The sequence below is a fragment of the Cupriavidus sp. YR651 genome (genome assembly GCF_900101625.1).
GTDB lineage: Bacteria > Pseudomonadota > Gammaproteobacteria > Burkholderiales > Burkholderiaceae > Cupriavidus.
In genome coordinates, this window is record NZ_FMYZ01000014.1 from 64,076 (window position 1) to 80,962 (window position 16,887).

General features: G+C 67.2%; 15 protein-coding genes and 1 pseudogene. 9 read left to right on the forward strand and 7 right to left on the reverse strand.

All coding sequences use genetic code 11. The annotated features are described in order from the left end of the window. Positions 1-105: 105 nt before the first annotated feature. The gene (locus tag BLR29_RS26850; protein ID WP_092141452.1) at positions 106-1,401 is read right to left on the reverse strand and encodes a tetratricopeptide repeat protein; all 1,296 of its coding nucleotides are present in this window, start codon (positions 1,399-1,401) and stop codon (positions 106-108) included. Positions 1,402-1,695: 294 nt separating this feature from the next. Here BLR29_RS26850 and BLR29_RS26855 point away from each other — a divergent pair, with 294 nt between their 5' ends. From BLR29_RS26855 to BLR29_RS26865, 3 genes are all read left to right on the forward strand, one after another. Next, complete coding sequence (locus BLR29_RS26855) at positions 1,696-2,223, forward strand: winged helix-turn-helix transcriptional regulator (protein WP_092141455.1); 528 nt, start codon at positions 1,696-1,698, stop codon at positions 2,221-2,223. 120 nt (positions 2,224-2,343) lie between these two features. Beyond that, positions 2,344-2,679: a hypothetical protein gene (locus BLR29_RS26860; protein WP_092141458.1), complete on the forward strand. Its 336-nt coding sequence runs from the start codon at positions 2,344-2,346 to the stop codon at positions 2,677-2,679. 112 nt (positions 2,680-2,791) lie between these two features. Next, positions 2,792-3,190 (forward strand): short-chain fatty acid transporter, encoded by a 399-nt coding sequence (locus BLR29_RS26865; protein ID WP_092141461.1) that lies wholly within the window; start codon positions 2,792-2,794, stop codon positions 3,188-3,190. A 69-nt stretch (positions 3,191-3,259) separates the two neighbouring features. Here the strand turns inward: BLR29_RS26865 and BLR29_RS26870 are convergent. Next, positions 3,260-3,448: pseudogene (locus BLR29_RS26870) on the reverse strand (SDR family oxidoreductase); the annotation flags it as partial. A 44-nt stretch (positions 3,449-3,492) separates the two neighbouring features. On the opposite strand from BLR29_RS26870, the gene BLR29_RS26875 reads away from it, so the two are divergent. The 4 genes from BLR29_RS26875 (at position 3,493) to BLR29_RS26890 (ending at position 7,445) form a co-directional block, all read left to right on the forward strand. Continuing rightward, the gene (locus tag BLR29_RS26875) at positions 3,493-3,858 is read left to right on the forward strand and encodes a LysR substrate-binding domain-containing protein (protein ID WP_255371456.1); all 366 of its coding nucleotides are present in this window, start codon (positions 3,493-3,495) and stop codon (positions 3,856-3,858) included. 215 nt (positions 3,859-4,073) lie between these two features. After that, entirely contained in the window at positions 4,074-5,438 is a 1,365-nt protein-coding gene (locus tag BLR29_RS26880) for an MFS transporter (protein ID WP_092141467.1), read from the forward strand. Between the two features lie 227 nt (positions 5,439-5,665). After that, the gene (locus tag BLR29_RS26885; protein ID WP_092141470.1) at positions 5,666-6,493 is read left to right on the forward strand and encodes a BON domain-containing protein; all 828 of its coding nucleotides are present in this window, start codon (positions 5,666-5,668) and stop codon (positions 6,491-6,493) included. 388 nt (positions 6,494-6,881) lie between these two features. Then, positions 6,882-7,445: a malto-oligosyltrehalose synthase gene (locus BLR29_RS26890; protein ID WP_092141473.1), complete on the forward strand. Its 564-nt coding sequence runs from the start codon at positions 6,882-6,884 to the stop codon at positions 7,443-7,445. A 61-nt stretch (positions 7,446-7,506) separates the two neighbouring features. Here BLR29_RS26890 and BLR29_RS26895 read toward each other — a convergent pair whose 3' ends face one another. Next, a complete protein-coding gene (locus tag BLR29_RS26895; RefSeq protein WP_092141476.1) occupies positions 7,507-7,995 on the reverse strand; it encodes a hypothetical protein in 489 nt (162 codons plus the stop codon). A 645-nt stretch (positions 7,996-8,640) separates the two neighbouring features. Between BLR29_RS26895 and BLR29_RS26900 the strand changes: the two genes are divergently transcribed. Next, positions 8,641-9,693, forward strand: a complete 1,053-nt coding sequence (locus tag BLR29_RS26900) for a type IV toxin-antitoxin system AbiEi family antitoxin (protein ID WP_176861072.1) — start codon at positions 8,641-8,643, stop codon at positions 9,691-9,693. A 66-nt stretch (positions 9,694-9,759) separates the two neighbouring features. Here BLR29_RS26900 and hpaI read toward each other — a convergent pair whose 3' ends face one another. Together hpaI and mdeB are read right to left on the reverse strand one after the other, a co-directional pair. Beyond that, on the reverse strand, positions 9,760-10,563 hold the full coding sequence (hpaI, locus tag BLR29_RS26905) for a 4-hydroxy-2-oxoheptanedioate aldolase (RefSeq protein WP_092141482.1): 804 nt from the start codon (positions 10,561-10,563) through the stop codon (positions 9,760-9,762). A gap of 164 nt (positions 10,564-10,727) precedes the next feature. Beyond that, complete coding sequence (mdeB, locus tag BLR29_RS26910; protein WP_092141485.1) at positions 10,728-13,472, reverse strand: alpha-ketoglutarate dehydrogenase; 2,745 nt, start codon at positions 13,470-13,472, stop codon at positions 10,728-10,730. Positions 13,473-13,768: 296 nt separating this feature from the next. Here mdeB and soxR point away from each other — a divergent pair, with 296 nt between their 5' ends. Next, positions 13,769-14,287 (forward strand): redox-sensitive transcriptional activator SoxR, encoded by a 519-nt coding sequence (gene soxR / locus BLR29_RS26915; protein WP_092141619.1) that lies wholly within the window; start codon positions 13,769-13,771, stop codon positions 14,285-14,287. On the opposite strand, the gene BLR29_RS26920 is transcribed toward soxR, so the two are convergent. Both BLR29_RS26920 and serA read right to left on the reverse strand, forming a co-directional pair. Beyond that, positions 14,288-15,268, reverse strand: a complete 981-nt coding sequence (locus tag BLR29_RS26920; RefSeq protein ID WP_092141488.1) for a tripartite tricarboxylate transporter substrate binding protein — start codon at positions 15,266-15,268, stop codon at positions 14,288-14,290. A gap of 279 nt (positions 15,269-15,547) precedes the next feature. Then, the gene (gene serA, locus BLR29_RS26925; protein WP_092141491.1) at positions 15,548-16,750 is read right to left on the reverse strand and encodes a phosphoglycerate dehydrogenase; all 1,203 of its coding nucleotides are present in this window, start codon (positions 16,748-16,750) and stop codon (positions 15,548-15,550) included. Positions 16,751-16,887: the final 137 nt, after the last annotated feature.

Here is a 16,887-nt window from a genome sequence, read left to right on the forward strand (position 1 = left end):
GGTTGCCGGTTGAGCCGGCGGCCTTCGCATGTGATATCACGCATCAGGCACCTGCCGTCGGGCATCAGCCATCAGCCATCAGCCATCAGCCATCAGGCGTCCCCGTCATTGGTAACCCATCACCGGGACGGCGGCCTGTCGCCCGGGCCGCTGCGCAATCATGCGTCTGGCATCTTCGATCCGGTTTGCCCGCAGATACGCGGCAACCAGCGTCAGGTCGATGAGATCGCGTTGCGCGCGACTGCCGCCGATGCGGACGGTCTCCGGCCGCGCGGCTTCCAGTTCGAAAATCGCGCTGTCCCAGTCGCCGGCGCCATAGGCGGCAAAGCCGTCCGTGATGCCGATCACGACATCGCCGGGCGGGTATTTGTTCACCTCGAGCTTGTCGCGGATTTCGGCCAGACGCGTTTGCAGGGCTTCGTTGTCGTCCTCGACGACGCAGGCAATCAGCGCGTGCGTATCGGCATAGCCCAACCCGGCCTTGGGAAAGCTGCTTTGCGCATGCGCGCGGACTTCGCGCCAGGCGGTGTTGTTGCGCGGCTGGCCAGCCAGTTCGGCGCGCCAGAGGAAGGACACCGAATCGGTGACCACATTGATGGGCGGCCCCCATGCGCCGCCCGGATGCACGCTGGAGCGATATACCTCCCAGGCGCGATCCGTCCGGCCCACCGCCAGCGCGGCCAGCGCCACGTGCCAAGACAGGTGGCAGTGGGTCAGGCTGCGCTTGTCGAGCCGTGGCATCCAGTCTTCCAGGAAATCGAGGGCCATCGCCGACTCGCCGCGCTCATACATCACGTGGACGCGGAAGTGCGCGGCATGGGCATGGCGCGGATTGGCCGCCAGCGCGCGTTCGAGCAACGTCCACGCCTGGTCGAGACGGCCGGTCTCGCAGGCGGCAAAACCGTATACGGCCTCGAACCACCAGTCCTGCCCGTACGCCGGCGCCAGCGATGCCAGCAACTGGTAGAGCTGCTCTTCGTGATCGGCGTCGCCACTGAACCCATACAAGCCGAAGACGCTGGTCGCGGGGGCCAGCACCATCGCGTCCCGGGGCCAGGTTTTCAGATGCGCGTGCATCGCCTGCATCGCCTGAACCGGCTTGCCCTCTATGGCCAATGCCACCGCATCGATATGACTTTGCTCGCGCGGCGTGGCGGATGCGGAGAGTTCACGCGCCTTGGCCGCCAGTGTCCGTGCCGGGGCCACGTCGGCATCGAGAAACATGCCGCGCGCCAGCGCGATATGGGCGAGGGCAAAATCCGGGGCGTTGTCGATGGCGGTGGCGAGGTGTCCCCGGTATCCGGCAACACCCGAGATCACGCTGTCGACGCCAGCCACATAGGCATCACGCGCCGCCTGCGACGCGGTCGACAGGGGCAATCCATATCGGTCTTCCAGCATGTCGCTGTCCCTCCGGCAGGGCGATGGGCATATATGTCACGGCACATTGCGACAGGGCCGGCACGCCCCGGCGCCGGCCCTGTCCGATAGTTATAGTGCACTTCCCGCCGGATTTGCCCAGGATCTCGGCCCAGCCGCTGCCGCGCGACGCCGGCGCGGCCTGCGCGCATACCGCCCCCCCAACGCTGCCGAATCTCCAGTAACTAGCATGCTGCGAGTATCATCGACGGGAAATCCGCCAATGCGCGGCCAATGCGTGCAGTACAGAACCTGACGCGCCGGAGCCCAACGACCATGCAACGCAAGACTTTCCGAAACATGCAGTGCCCCATCGCCCGCAGCCTGGAGCGCGTGGGAGAGTGGTGGAGCATCATGATCCTGCGCGATGCGTTCTACGGGACCACGCGTTTCGACGAATTCCAGCGCAACCTCGACATCGCGCCCAATATGCTGACGCGGCGCCTGAACGGGCTGGTGGAAGAGGGCCTGCTGGAAAAGCGCCAGTACTCGGAGCGCCCGCCGCGCTATGAATATGTGCTGACGGAATGCGGCCGCGATTTCCGGCCTGTGCTGCTGGCGCTGATGGCCTGGGGCAATCGCAATTTCGCGCCGGAAGGGGCGAGCGTGCAGATCGCGGACCGGGAAACCGGCAAGATCGTGACCCCGGTGCTCGTCGATGGCGACAGCGGCGAGCCGTTGCAGATGGGCCGGCGCCACGTGGTGACGGCGGGCCCCGCGGCCGATGAGCGCACGCGCGCGCGGTTGTCGTCCGCGGCGTCGTTCATGACCGGGCGGACGGCTCGCGCGACGGCGGCGGAATGACCTGAGCCCGGTGGCGCCGCACTGGCGCCGTGCTGACGCCCAACTGGCGCTGGTTTGCCCGGTATCCTACGCTGCTACTTTCGGTGTTGCGACGCAACGCCTTGCCAGAAAGGAGCTGCCATGCCCGATTTCCGCCTGCCCTTGTCCGGTGACGTCATCCAGTCGATCAATCCGTGGAACTGGTTTGTGCGTACCGTCGGCGGCCAGTTCGGCCTGATCAACATCAATCTGGGCCGCAGCACCAATCCCGAAATGGAAGCGCGCATCCTCGACGAGGTGGGCTCGTACGGGCACCAGATCGGCAAGATGGGCGATGCGCTGGGCGTATTGCTGGCGCACGTGGATCGCAGCAAGCTGACGGAGACCGAGCGCTGCACGATCGACGAATTCGAGGTCCAGCTGGCGGAAATCGCGCGGGTCAAGCAGAAGCGCGCGGCGCTGACTGCCCGCCAGTAGCAGGGCATCGAAACGGGGCGGCCAGGTTGCTCCCAAAGCATTCCTGGCATAGAGTCCTTGGGATAGCACCCGTCCTCCGACGGTTCTTTCCGCCGATTCCGGACCCGACCCGATGCCACGTTTTCCTTGCCTTTGCCTGGCCGCGGCCAGCCTGCTGGCTGCCTGCACCACGCCGCCGCCAGCGCCGCCCCAACGCATGCCGTCCTCGCCCAACACGATCACACCGCCGTCGGGCGCCTACGGCGGTATCAGCCGCGCGCAAATGGACGCGGCCGGCAATGCCTGCGAAAAGGTAGTGGCCAACGCCGTCAAGACCCGCTTCCCGCAACCGGGCGCCGTCATGCTGATGCCGGACCGCGAGCGCGTGTTCCAGCAGTCAGCCACGCAGACCGGCATCAATGGTGAAGGCACGTTCGAGCCCGACGCCACCGACGACGCCATGTCCTTCCGCTACACCTGCATCTACAACACGCGCACGCAGCGCGTCGATGACGTGCAGATGAAGTACTGAGTTCCGGGAGGAGGCCTCCCCGGAACGTCCCCCCAGCCAGGACCGCCGGGCGCCCGGACGCAGTGAAGATCAGATCATGCCGCCGTTGGCGCGCAGCACCTGGCCGTTGATCCAGCCGCCGTCAGGCCCGGCGAGGAACGACACCGTCGCGGCGATATCCTCAGGCGTGCCCAGCCGCTCCAGCGGATTGAGCTTCGCCAGCTTGTCGATCAATTCGGGCGACTTGCCATCCAGGAACAGGTCCGTCGTATCTTTCCCGTTTTGGCCGCCCGGAATCGCTGGATGCGCTGAACGGCCATCGCATGGTTGGATTCCGGTCGACGCTGACCGGGGGCGTGCTGCCGCTGGAGTTCATGGTCGACGGCGCCCGGCGGGACGTGATGTTGCCGGCACCGGTGACCATGAGCGGCGCGGAGAGTTTTGCGGCGGCCTGCCGGCTGGGGTTGGGGCTGATCCAGGTGCCCCGCTATCACGTCGAGGACGACATCGCGCGCGGCACGCTCGTCATCGTGTTGCCGGAACTGCCCCCGCCGGTGATGCCGGTGTCGTTGCTCTATCCGCGCAGCCGCCAGTTGTCGCCCCGCGTTCGCGTCTTCCTGGACTGGGTTTCGACGGAGTTCGCCGCAAAACGCGGCGAAACCGGCGAAGAGGGCGCCTCCGGCAATTAAGCGCACGCTGAATCGGCGCCAGCACGTCCGCGCGTTTTCCCGTATTGTCTCGATCTGGTGACAATATCGGCCCGCCTGGCCGACGGGGTCGCCCGATCGCCGATGCCCCCATCGCCCCCACCGCTTTCCCGCTACCTCCGACCGTGCAGAACAACGCCACCCCGCCGCAGCCCGCCACCCCGGACGCCTCGCCCCACATGCCTCAGCACACCCCCATGACCGCGCGCGAAAAGCGCGGCATGGCGGCCATCATGATCGCCGTCGCGCTGGCCACGCTCGATACCGCCATCGCCAACACCGCGCTGCCGGCCATTGCGGCCGATCTCCACAGTACCCCGGCGGCCTCGGTGTGGATCATCAATGCGTATCAGCTGGCGATGGTGGCCACGCTGCTGCCGTTTGCCGCGCTCGGCGGCATTCTTGGCCATCGCCGCATCTACCTGGGCGGCGTGATCCTGTTCATCATCTCGTCCGTGGTCTGCGCGATGGCGTGGTCGCTGCCGTCGCTGGCCGCCGCACGCGTGCTGCAGGGCGTCGGCGCCGCCGCCATCATGAGTGTCAACACGGCGCTGATCAGCGCCATCTTCCCGATCCACCGGCTGGGACGCGGCGTCGGCCTCAACGCGCTGGTCGTCGGGGTTTCGTTTGCCGTGGGACCGACCGTGGCGTCGATCATCCTGTCGCTCGGGCCCTGGCCGTGGCTGTTTGCCGTGAACCTGCCGATCGGCCTGCTGGCGCTGGCGATTGCGTGGCCTTCGTTGCCCCAGACAAAACGCAGCAGCCACGGCTTTGATCCGGTGGCAGCCATTCTCAACGTCATCACCTTCGCCGCGCTGATCTTCGCGTTGGGCGAGGGCGTGCAGCGCGAGCCGACGGAATATGTCGTGGCCGCCGCCGCGGTATTTGCCATTGCCTTTGTGCTGCTGCTGCGTCGCGAGCGCGGACACCCCGCGCCAATGTTGCCGGTGGACCTGTTCAGGCGGCCGATGTTCGCGCTGTCCACGCTCACCGCCATCTGCTCGTTTGCTGCGCAGGGGCTCGCCTTCGTGTCGCTGCCGTTCTATTTCGAGCACGTGCTGGGCCGCGATCCGATCGAGACCGGCTTCCTGATGACCCCGTGGTCCGCCGTGGTGGCGTTGATGGCGCCCATCGCCGGCCGGCTGTCGGACCGCTATCCACCGGGGCTGCTCGGTGGCGTGGGGCTGGCCATCATGTCGGTGGGCATGGTGTCGCTGGCGATGATGCCGGCCGATGCGAGCGTGCTCAACATTGGCATTCGGATGGCGATCTGCGGCGCGGGTTTCGGCTTTTTCCAGTCGCCGAACCTGAAGGCACTGATGGCCAGCGCCCCGCGTGAGCGGGCGGGTGGTGCGAGCGGCGTGATCGCGACCGCGCGGCTGCTGGGCCAGGCGACGGGTGCCGCGCTCGTGGCGTTGTCGTTCGGCATCGCCGGCAAACATGGGCCGACGCTCGCGTTGTCCCTCGGAGCGGGATTCGCCGGCGTCGCGGCCATCGCCAGCGGTTTGCGGCTGATTGCACCACACAGCGCGGACAGCGCGATGCACGCGACGCCCAAGTAGACGCGGGTCAGTCCGCCGCGCTGCCCGCACTCGGCGACAAGAACGCGCCATCCCGGCCAGCGGCGCTGCGGATGCCAGCGCCATTCGTGCGCGCAGGGCTTGTAGAAACTGCACGCCGAGCGTGGCCACCGGGCCACATCCGTGCGCCGCGCCGCCCGGTATGAAACTTGCCGTTCCCCTAGGTATCGGGGCCGCCGTGTGCTGCCCCTCACCCAAGGAGGGACGCAATGAACCGATCTGACGACTACGGCCGTCGCCGTTGGCCGGACCAGCGCTACGGCGGCTACGAGGAAGGCTATGGCCATGTTCCGGGCGACGATCATCACTGGCGCCGCCGCGACTTGTCGGCCGGTCGCTACGGCAATACCCGCGAGCGCAATCCGTACGACACCGATACCTGGCGGAACGTCGAAGACCGCGACAACGGCGCATGGCGACGCGGTCGTACGGCGCAATTGAGTGACGGATGGCGTTCGCGCCATGCCACGGTCTACTATCCGGGTCGCTCGGTCCAGGACGAAGCGCGCGACGAGAGTTCGCCGCATGAGCGTGGTTACGTCAGTGCCTACAGCACCGGCTACGAGGATGGCTACACGGCTGGCGCGCGTGCTTCGCGCGACGAGGTGCCGGGGTCGCCGGAACGCTGGCAGGGCACGGGCGGCAGCTACGAAAGTGGATATGAAGGCGACGCGGTGCGCACGGACCGGCAACGGTCACGTGGCAAGCCGGTCTACGGCCAGGAGCGCGTATCGGCTTACGGATACGAGCGCGATACACGGGGCGAACAGTATGCGCGCCCGACCGGACCGAAGAACTACACGCGGTCTGACGAGCGTATCCGCGAGGAAGTCTGCGAACGCCTGGCCCACGCGCCGGAACTGGACGTGAGTGAGGTGACCGTGACAGTGATCGCCGGCGTGGTGACGCTGACCGGATCGGTCGTCAACCGGCGCGTGAAGTATCGGGTGGAAGACATCGCGGACGACACCTATGGCGTGAGCGACGTCGTCAACCAGATCCATGTGCAACCTTACGGCGTGCTGGCATCGGAATAAGGCAGACTGATCAAAGGGCTGAACAAGGCGCCGCTTAGACCTACCTCCGATGGCCCAATCCGCGAAATCAATGCCCCGGCAGTTCAACTGCCGGGGCATTTTTCATGGGGCGGGTTCATGGTCGACGCCTTCGGTGTCTCCAGACTCGACCGGCAAGTTGCATGCCCGCTGGCGGCGCGGCAAATGCGGGTTTTCACCAGTCGATGCGGGCGCCTATAGTTTCGACAGGGGACCCGCGATACGTCTTGATGACGTCGATTCGCCCGCCAGAGGCTGGAACGCCAAATGCTTTGGTTTGCGGCGTGCAGCGAGGCCGGCCCGGCCGCAATCGCGCAATTGCGCAATTGCGTGCTTGCGACCTGCCGGCCTGCGAGCAACGGAGGTAACGATGAATCTGACCACCGTTCTGGTCACCCTGAGCCTGGCCTCATCGGTGGCGGTCTCCTCCACGCCCGTTGAAAAGCAACTGCTAGCCATCAGTCCGCGCGATTTCGCCCAGCAGTTCAACGCGGTGGCCCATGACGCGGGCTCCAAACTGACGCTTCCCGATTTCCGCATCAAACCCGGCTGGCACCGCGCCACGACCAGCGAGGGCGTGTCCGTGCTCGTCCGCGCGGCGCACACCGGCTACGCGCTCGACGAGGTGGTGGTGGTATGCCGCGCCGTCGAGCAGTGCCTGATGACGATCTGTACGACCGCGCTGGCGATCGACGCCAGCGTGGACCCCGTGCTGCTGCAACGGTTCATCGCCGCGCGCATTGCCGCGCAGCTCGGCGAGGTGGCACTGGTGATGTCGGGTCTGGTGTACCTGGTGGTATCGCCGAAGGATGACGACTACGTCGCGCTGGTGATTCGCCCGTACTTGCCGCAGCAGGAACTCAGCGCCCACACGCAGGCTACGTTACGGCCGGTCAGCATGCCTGTGCACGTGCGGGCCATGCCTCAGGTCTGAGCATCTCGGTCAGTCGGGGCGTATGCCGCGCGGAGCCGGCGCGAGCAGCTTTCGCTGCCCCTCAGTGCAGATGCGGGCTCGCGCGCCGCACTGGGAGATCGTGCCCACGCGAGAGCGCGGATTCCACGATGCGTTGCTCCAGCAGGCGTTGCAGCTCGGTGGCCCCACGGTAGTAGTGCGCCAGCAGCAGGCGCAGGTCCGGATCGGCCAGAGGTTCGCGCAGCAGCGCACCGTACTCCGTGGCGGCGTGTCCGGCCTGTTGCGCCGCGTAGCGCAGCAGCACAAGTTCGCCGGCATCCGTGGGCGGGGGCGCGTGCGATAGCGCGGTATCCCGCCGCCTGGCGGTGGGCGGATACGATTCCTGATCGCTGATGGAAGCGCCCGCCCGCACGGCTAGCTCGGCGGCGGCGCAGCTTTGGATGTTGGCGCGGTGCGCCAGGACGGCGCGCACTTGCGGATCGGATGCCGCGGCGGCCGCGGCGGATAGTGACTCTGCACACAACTGGGCATGGCGGCTAAGCCGGGCCAGTTTAGTGGTCAGTGCATCCATGACGGTCTCCGTCTTCGCGTTTCTCTACTGTAGATGACGGACCGGATCGATGACCAAAGCGCCATCGTCATCTGTCGGAAATTTTCTTCAGATCTGTCGCGAGCGGATGGGTATCGGGGATAGACGCGGAAACGCGCCGCCCGCATGCCATGTGGTTGGCATGCGGGCGACGCGCGCCACGGGCCCCAAGGGAAAGTCGGGTCCGTGGCGATACCGTTACGCGACGCCATGACTGTTTCGGCGCCGGGTCCGGTGAGTCGCCCGGTGGGCCGGGCGGCGCTTCTCGGGCGTCGAGACCGGCGGGGCATTCCATGTCAGATTTCCATAGTGTAGTGCCGGATTTTTACGATGGAAGTGCCTTCACGATATGTGCATCGCAGCCGGCCCACAGGGAGGCGACGCCTGAATCGCGTGTGGGATATCGACGACTTGGCGACGACTTCGCGACGACTCGGCGTCTGTGCCGGTCACACCACAGCGAAGCAAGGGCTGGTTGCTGCGGTCCCGTAGCTTGTTCAGGGTTTTGTGTTGTTCAGACAGTATGAACACCGCCAAAAGTTGAACAGCGCCGCGCTTTCGTCCATGATCGTAGCTACGTTTACAAACTTCCATGACGCCAGTTCACGGCGACAAGACCACGCTGCCATGGACCAGAAGACGGTTGATTTCGACTGGGTGGAAGCCGCATTGTCGGCGCTGCACCGGACGACGGGCATACCGGCGCGCATCCGGCGCGGCAGGCGCGAGGGTGCGGCGTCTCCGGTGGCGGCGGTTTCGCTGCGCCGCGGCACTGTCACGTATCGCTATGCGGTGGAATGCCGCCGCTCGGTTCGCACCGCAGCGGATCTGTCGGTGGTCCGGGCCCAGTTGGCGGCGCGCGATCCGGGCCTGCTCGTCACCACATACCTGACGCCGGCGCTCGCCGGCCAGTGCCGGGAGATGGGGCTGCAATTCATCGATACGGCCGGCAATACCTACCTGGATGCGCCCGATCTGTTCGTCTTCGTCAGCGGCCAGACGCCGCCGGACAGCGTGGTGCGGCCGACGGTGCGCATCAGCGGCAATCCCAGTTCCCAGCGCATGGTGTTTGCCTTGCTGTGCGAGCCGGCATTGCTGCAGGCGACCTACCGCGAAATCGCGCGCGTCAGCGGCATCGCGCTGGGTTCCGTCGGCGCCGTGTTCAACGGGCTTGCCGCGCGCGGGTGGCTGCTGGAGACCCGCCAGGAGGAGCGCCGCCGCCTGACGGCGCCGGACCGGTTGCTGGACGAATGGGTGACCAACTATCCGACGATCCTGCGGCATCGGCTGCAGCCGCGCCGCTTCAGCGCACCGAATCCGGAGTGGTGGCGATCCGTGGGTGTGGCGGACCTGGGCGCCAGCTGGGGCGGCGAGGTGGCGGCCGAGTCGATGGTGGGCGGCCTGCGGCCTGAACGGCAGACGCTCTACGTGTTCCCGTCGCGCATGGCGCAGGCGATGCAGGGGCTGACGCAGAAGCACAAGCTGCGACCGAACCCGGAAGGCGCCGTGGAAGTGCTGGAGGCGTTCTGGGATCCGTCGATCGACAAGTCGGCCGGCGCGGGCCTGGTTCCGCCCGTGCTGGTCTATGCGGACCTGATGGCGACGCTGAGCGCCGCGGATCTGGAGGTGGCCGCCCAATTGCGCAAGGGCATCATCAAGGACGTGCTGGATCAGTTCTGAAGCCGGGGCGCCCGGACGTGGCCCGAATCACCGGCCTGCCGCACGCACACGCCCCGGGGCACCGCCTCAGTATCCACTGCTGCCTGCGACGGTGGCGCCCTTGCCGCCATCCCGCGACGCTTTCGCCAGTTCGCGCACCGCCCGCGCATAGACCAGCACATCCACGCCGGTGGCCACGAATGTGCAGCCGAGATCGAAATACTGGCGGCCCGCCGCGGCATTCGACGTCAGCGTGCCGGCGGCCTTGCCGCTGGCGATGATCGTCTTCATCGCGCGTTCGATGGCGGCCTGCACCTCGGGGTGGCCCGGGTTGCCGCGATGGCCCATCGAGGCCGCGAGGTCCGCCGGCCCGATGAACACCCCGTCCACGCCGTCCACCGCGCAGATCGCCTCCAGGTTCTGCAGGGCCGTCACGGATTCGGCCTGCACCAGCAGGCAGACTTCGTCGTTCGCCACGTCCAGGTAATCGGCGCGCGCATTCCATTGCGAGGCGCGCGCGATGGCGCTGCCCACGCCACGGATGCCTTGCGGCGGGTAGCGCGTGGCGCTGACCATCCGGCGGGCCTGTTCGGCGGTATCGACCATCGGGATCAGCAAGGTGCGGGCGCCGATGTCGAGCAACTGCTTGATCAGCGCCACGTCGCCGGAGACGGCCCGCACCACCGGTTCGGCCGGATAGGGGGCCACCGCCTGGAGCTGGGCGAGGATGCTGCGGACATCATTGGGCGCGTGCTCGCCGTCGATCAGCAACCAGTCGAAGCCCGCCGTGGCGGAGACCTCGGCCAGATAGGGCGTGGCCATCGAGATCCACAGGCCGACCTGCGGCTGACGTGCCGCGAGCGCGGCCTTGAAGGGATTGTTTGCGGGCATGGGCTAGGGGTCTCGGGAGGGAGCGAAGCCATCACGATAGGACAAAGCCGCTGGAACGGGAAGTGGGGGAAGCGGGGGGAAGGTGCGGAATGCGGTGAGCTATAGAGGAGAGGCGGGCAGCGGGTCCCGGCGATGGGACCCGCCGATCAGATTGCCGGCTTGCGTCAGCGTGCCCAGGGCGCTTCGGCGTCGAACCGCAGGTCGTAGCGGGCCAGCGCCTGCGCATGCAGATCCCGGTCGATCGCATGGAGCGCGCTCACCACGATATGGTGGCGGTCGATCTCGAAGAACTGGCGCAGTGCGCCGCGCGTGTCGCTGCGGCCGAAGCCATCGGTCCCGAGTGCCGTATAGGGGGCGTCGACGTAGGGCGCGATCAGCTGGGCGTAGGCGCGCACGTAGTCGCTGGCCGCCACGACCGGCGCATCGCCGGGCAGGCAGTGGCGGACGTGGCTGTGCGCGGTGGCATCGCCGCCGAACAGCGCCCGGCGCTCGCATTCGCGTGCATCGCGCGCCAGTTCGGGGAAGCTCGTCACGCTCCATATCTCCGTGTGGATGTTCCAGTCGCTGGCCAGCAGCTCCGCTGCGGCGATGACCTCGCGCAGGATCGGGCCGGAGCCCAGCAGGCGGACTGCCACCGGTGCATCGTCGGGGCCGCGCGTGCCGAACCGGTACATCCCCTTGATGACGTCGGCATGCGCGCCTTCGGGCAGCGGCGCTTGCGCGTAGTTCTCGTTGTTGACGGTCAGGTAGTAGAAGTCGTCGCGCTGTTCCTCGAGCATCGCGCGCGCGCCGTGGTCGATGATGACGGCCGCCTCGCTGATGAACGCGGGATCGTAGGCGCGGCAGTTGGGCACCGTTGCCGCCACCAGTTGGCTTGAGCCGTCCTGGTGCTGCAGGCCCTCGCCGGACAGCGTCGTGCGGCCCGCCGTGGCGCCGATCAGGAAGCCCCGGGCGCGTTGGTCCGCCGCAGCCCAGATCATGTCGCCCACGCGCTGGAAGCCGAACATCGAGTAGTAGATGTAGAACGGCAGCATGGGCACGCCGTTCACGCTGTAAGACGTGGCGGCGGCCGTCCACGATGCCATCGCGCCGGCTTCCGTGATGCCTTCCTCCAGCAACTGGCCGTCGCGGCTCTCCTTGTAGTACAGCATCGATCCCGAGTCTTCCGGCTCATAGAGCTGGCCCTGCGGCGAATAGATGCCGATCTGGCGGAACAGGTTGGCCATGCCGAAGGTGCGCGCCTCGTCGGCGACGATGGGCACCACGCGCGGTCCCACGGTCTTGTCCTTGATCAGGTTCGAGAACAGGCGGACCACGCCGGTTGTCGTGGACACCTCGCGGTCATCGGGCTGCAGGGCGAACGCGCCATAGTGGCCGAGCGGCGGCAGCGGCAGCACCGGCGACGCACCGGAGCGCGCCGGCAGGTATCCGCCCAGCGCGCGCCGGCGCGCATGCAGGTAGGCGATTTCCGGGCTGTCGTCGGCGGGCTTGTAGAACGCCATCGATGCCAGCGCGGCGTCGTCGATCGGCAAGGCAAAGCGCTGGCGGAACGCGCGCAGGGCGTCGATGTCGAGCTTCTTCTGCTGGTGCGCCGTCATGCGCGATTCGCCGGCATTGCCCATGCCAAACCCCTTCTTGGTCTTGGCCAGGATGACGGTGGGCCGGCCGGTATGCGAGGCCGCCGCCTGGAACGCCGCATGGAGCTTGCGCAGGTCGTGGCCGCCGCGGCGCAGGCCGTCGATCTCGGCGGGGCTCATGCCGGCGACCAGTGCCTTGAGTTCAGGGTCCTGATGGAAGAAGTGCGAAAGGTTGTAGTCGCCGTCCTTGGCGCCGAGGTTCTGGTATTCGCCATCGACCATCGCGGCAAAGCGCTTGAGCAGCGCATGCTGCGTATCGCGCGCGAACAGGGCATCCCATTCCGATCCCCAGATCACCTTGACGACGTTCCAGCCGGCGCCGGCAAACAACGATTCGAGTTCGTGGATGACCTGGCCATTGCCGCGCACCGGGCCGTCCAGGCGCTGCAGGTTGCAGTTGATGACGAAGGTCAGGTTGTCGAGCCGTTCCCGCGCGGCCAGCGACAGCGCCGCGAGCGATTCAGGCTCATCCATCTCGCCATCGCCGAACACGCCCCAGACGCGCCGGCCCACCGTTTGCGCGAGACCACGGTCCGCCAGATAGCGCAGGAAGCGGGCCTGATAGATCGCGCTGATGGGGCCGATGCCCATCGAGCCGGTCGGAAACTGCCAGAAATCCGGCATCAGCCACGGATGTGGATAGGAGCACAGGCCGTCCTTGCCGACTTCCTGGCGGTAGTTGGCGAGCTGCGCTTCCGACAGGCGGCCTTCGAGGAAGGCCCGCGCATAGACACCCGGCGCCGAGTGGGGCTGGAAGTACACCAGGTCGCCGTTGCGGCGGTCGATCCCCTTGCCATCGTCGGCCCGGAAGAAGTGCTGGAAGCCGACTTCGAAGATCTCCGCCGCCGACGCGTAGCTGGCCAGGTGGCCGCCCAGTTCGCCGTACGCCTTGTTGGCGCGCACGACCATCGCCAGCGCGTTCCAGCGGATGATCGCGGTCAGCCGTTCCTCCATGGCGAGGTCGCCGGGGTACGGCGGCTGCGCGGCCAGCGGGATGGTGTTCTGGTAGGCGGAGTAAGGGTGGGGCGCCTCCAGCCCGAGATGGCTGGCATGCTCGGTCAGGCGGTTCAGCAGGAACCCGGCCCGATCCGCGCCGGCATGTTCGAACACGCCGCTCAGCGCGTCGAGCCATTCGCGGGTCTCCAGCGCGTCACTGTCGTGGCCGGTGCTGGCGGGGGTGGCAGCGGGGGTGGCGGCGCTGGCGTTGGTGCCGTTGGTGCCGTCGGTGGCGGGGTTGGCACCCGCCACGGCCTGGTGTTCCGAAAAGTCCATCTCGCGTCTCCTGTAGGGCACCGCGGCCTGTCGTCCCCCGGCGTTTTGAACGATTCTAGGCGCGGGCTGGCGGCAGAAGCTGCCGGATTCGGACGGGTCGGGATCGGCGGGCAGCAGATCGTGCTGCGCCTTGCGCGAAGCCGGGCATGCGCGAGGCCGATGCGGTCATTCCGGCAGCACGGCCGTCGCCTCGATCTCAGGCGACATGCCGTCTGGCGCGGTGCATTCCAGTCGTGTTTGCCGCCGATTTTGTGCGGTACGATGGCCGCCTTCCGCATTCGCCCCCATCCGATGCCATGGCCCGCCATCCCAACACGCCCGTTACCGATCGCCCCCTGCGGTCACGCGACCCCTTGTCCGTTGGCGAAGTGGCGGCGCGCAGCGGACTGGCGGTGTCCGCGCTGCATTTCTACGAATCGAAGGGCCTGATCTCCAGCACGCGCAGCGACGGCAACCAGCGCCGCTATCCGCGCGGCGTGCTGCGCCGGCTGGCGGTGATTCGCGTGGCGCAGCGCATGGGGCTGCCACTGGCCGTGATTGCCGATGCGTTCCGGAAACTGCCCGAAGGCAAGGCGCCGACGGTGGCGGACTGGCGCCGCTTGTCCGCCGCGTGGCGCGAGGACCTGGACGCCCGCATCCGCACGCTGACGATGCTGCGCGACCAGCTGGACGGGTGCATCGGGTGTGGATGCCTGTCCCTGAAGGCTTGCCCGCTGCGCAATCCGCAGGACTCGCTGGCGGGACAAGGGCCGGGCCCGCATTTCAGTGCGAGCCCGCAGCAGCCGCCCCGGCGGCCGGGGCAGGCAAGGCGCTGACTACTGGTTCTTCATGGCGTCGGCCAGGCGGGAGATGATCTCGCCTTCGCTCTTGAAAGCCTTCTGCGCATAGGCCCCGTATTGTTCCGGCCCCATGTAGTTGGTGACCATGCCGTATTGCCGCGTCACGTTGAGCAGCTTGGGGTCCTTCAGGGCATTGCGGAACGCTTCGTCGAGCCGCTTGACCACGGCAGGCTTCATCCCCGCCGGGCCGATGATGCCGAACGGCGAGTTCGACCAGACCGGGTAGCCGATTTCCTTCAGCGTCGGCGCGTTGGGGAAATCCGCTGCGCGCTTCTCGGACAGCGTGGCCAGCACGCGCATCTGCCCGCTTTGCACATACGGCAGCAGCGTGTTGGACAACACCGCCACGTCGGAGGAACCGCTCAGCAGCGCGGTGATCGCCTCGGCATCGCCCTTGTAGGGCACATGGGTCCAGTTGGACTGCGAGACCCGCGCCAGTTCGGAAATCGTCAGGTGCTGGCTGCCGTAGATGCCCGTGGTGCCGTAGCTGATGCCGCGCTTGCTGGCCCTGGCCTCGTCCACCAGTTCCTGCATGGTCTGCCATTTGGCGTCCTTCTTCACGGCCACCGCGAAGTTGTAGTCCGCGATCATGGAGACATAGGTCAGGTCCTTCAGCGGGTCATAGCGCATCTTCTGCACGTGCGGCAGCCGGAAAATCACCACCGGCGCCATGCTGAGCGTGTAGCCGTCGGGTTCCGTGGTCACCATCTGCGTGGCGCCCAGCGTGCCGCTGACTCCCGGCTTGTTTTCCACGATGATCGACTGGCCCAGTTCGCGCCCGGCGGCGTCCGCCAGCGCGCGCGCCACCTGGTCGGTCACGCCGCCGGCGCCGTACGGCACGATTAGCCGGATCGGGCGCGTCGGGAATTCGTCGGCAGCCTGGACTACGGTGGGCAGTGCGCCTGCCGTGGCTGCCAGGCTGGCAGCGGCGATGGCGAAGAAGCGGCGTCGTTGCATGGGGTCTCCTGGGATGTCTGCCGGGTCGAACAAGTCCGGCGCATGGTGGTTGTCGCCTCAGTATGACTGCGTCGGCGGAGGCGCCCGAGCGGGGTATACGCGAGGTTTGCGCGGGGCGGGCCGCGCTATCCGCCGATTTCATCGTCTCCATGCGCGGCCTGCATGCAGCCGGCAAACCACAAGCCGAGGCGGGTTATCGAAAAGAAAAGGCCACCGGGAATACCGGTGGCCTTGGGCGCATCGCGTGGCCCCTGTCGGGGCCGGAAAATCAGGCGGAGATCAGGCGGCAATCACGCGCGTGCGGATGAACGCCTCATCGCGCATCAGCGCATCGGCCCAGCCGGCGGGCGGCACCAGGCTGATATCCGTGATGGCATAGCCGATGTCGCCCTCGGTCTGCAGTTGCTGCGCCACGATATTCGCGCCGATCTGCGCCAGCGCCTGGTTGAAGTGCGACAGCGTGCCGGGGCGGTTGTAGTGGATGTTCAGGATGCGCGCGGGCGCCTCCAGCGGATTCGGCTGGATCTCCGGCAGGTTCACCGCGCCGATCGTGGCGCCTGTTTCCAGGAAGTTGACCAGTTTGGTCGCCACCTCCACGCCGATGTTTTCCTGCGCCTCTTCCGTGCTGCCGCCGACGTGCGGCGTCAGGATGACGTTGGGCTTGCCCTGCAGCGGGGAGACGAACGGGTCCGTGTTGCTGCGCGGCTCCTCCGGAAAGACGTCGATGGCGGCGCCGGCCAGGTGGCCGTCGTCCAGCAATTGCGCCAGCGCGTTGATATCCACCACCGTACCGCGCGATGCATTGATCAGGATGCTGCCGGGGCGCATGGCGGCCAACGCCTTGCGGCCCATCAGCCCGCGCGTCTGCGGCGTGGCCGGGACGTGCAGCGTGACCACATCGGCCTGGGACAGCGCATCTTCCAGCGTGTGCACCGGCATGGCCGAGCCGATCGACAGGCGAGGGCGGATGTCATAGAACACCACGCGCATGCCCATCGCTTCCGCCAGGATGCCGACCTGCGCGCCGATATTGCCGTAGCCGATCACGGCCATGGTCTTGCCACGAATCTCGAATGATCCCTTGGCGGTCTTCTGCCACTGCCCCTGGTGCGCCGAGCGGCTTTTCTCCGGAATGCGGCGCATCAGCATGATGGTCTGGCCGATCACGAGCTCGGCCACCGAGCGCGTGTTCGAGAACGGCGCGTTGAAGACCGGAACGCCCGCGTGAGCCGCGGCGCCGAGGTCCACTTGCGAGGTCCCGATGCAGAAGCAACCCACCGTCAGCAGGCGGGAGGCGTTGGCGAACGATTCCGCCGTCAGCGTGGTGGCGGAGCGGATGCCGAGCAGCTCGTGATCGCGGATGGCCTGCGACAACGGCTCGCCGGCCAGGGCCTTTGGCTGGGTGGCGATGTCGATCTGATGGCGCCCCAGCAGTTGCTGGGCGCTGGTGTGGATGTTTTCGAGGAGGATTGCGCTGGCCATGACGGTCGGGCGGTGCTGGAGAGAGTTGGAGGGGCTTCGGGCGTCCGAGAGCGTACGAGGTACGTGGAAGGAGACGCGCATGAGCACACCTTATCACTGTCCCTTATCCGTGCTTGTGGGAGGGACATAGCACGGCG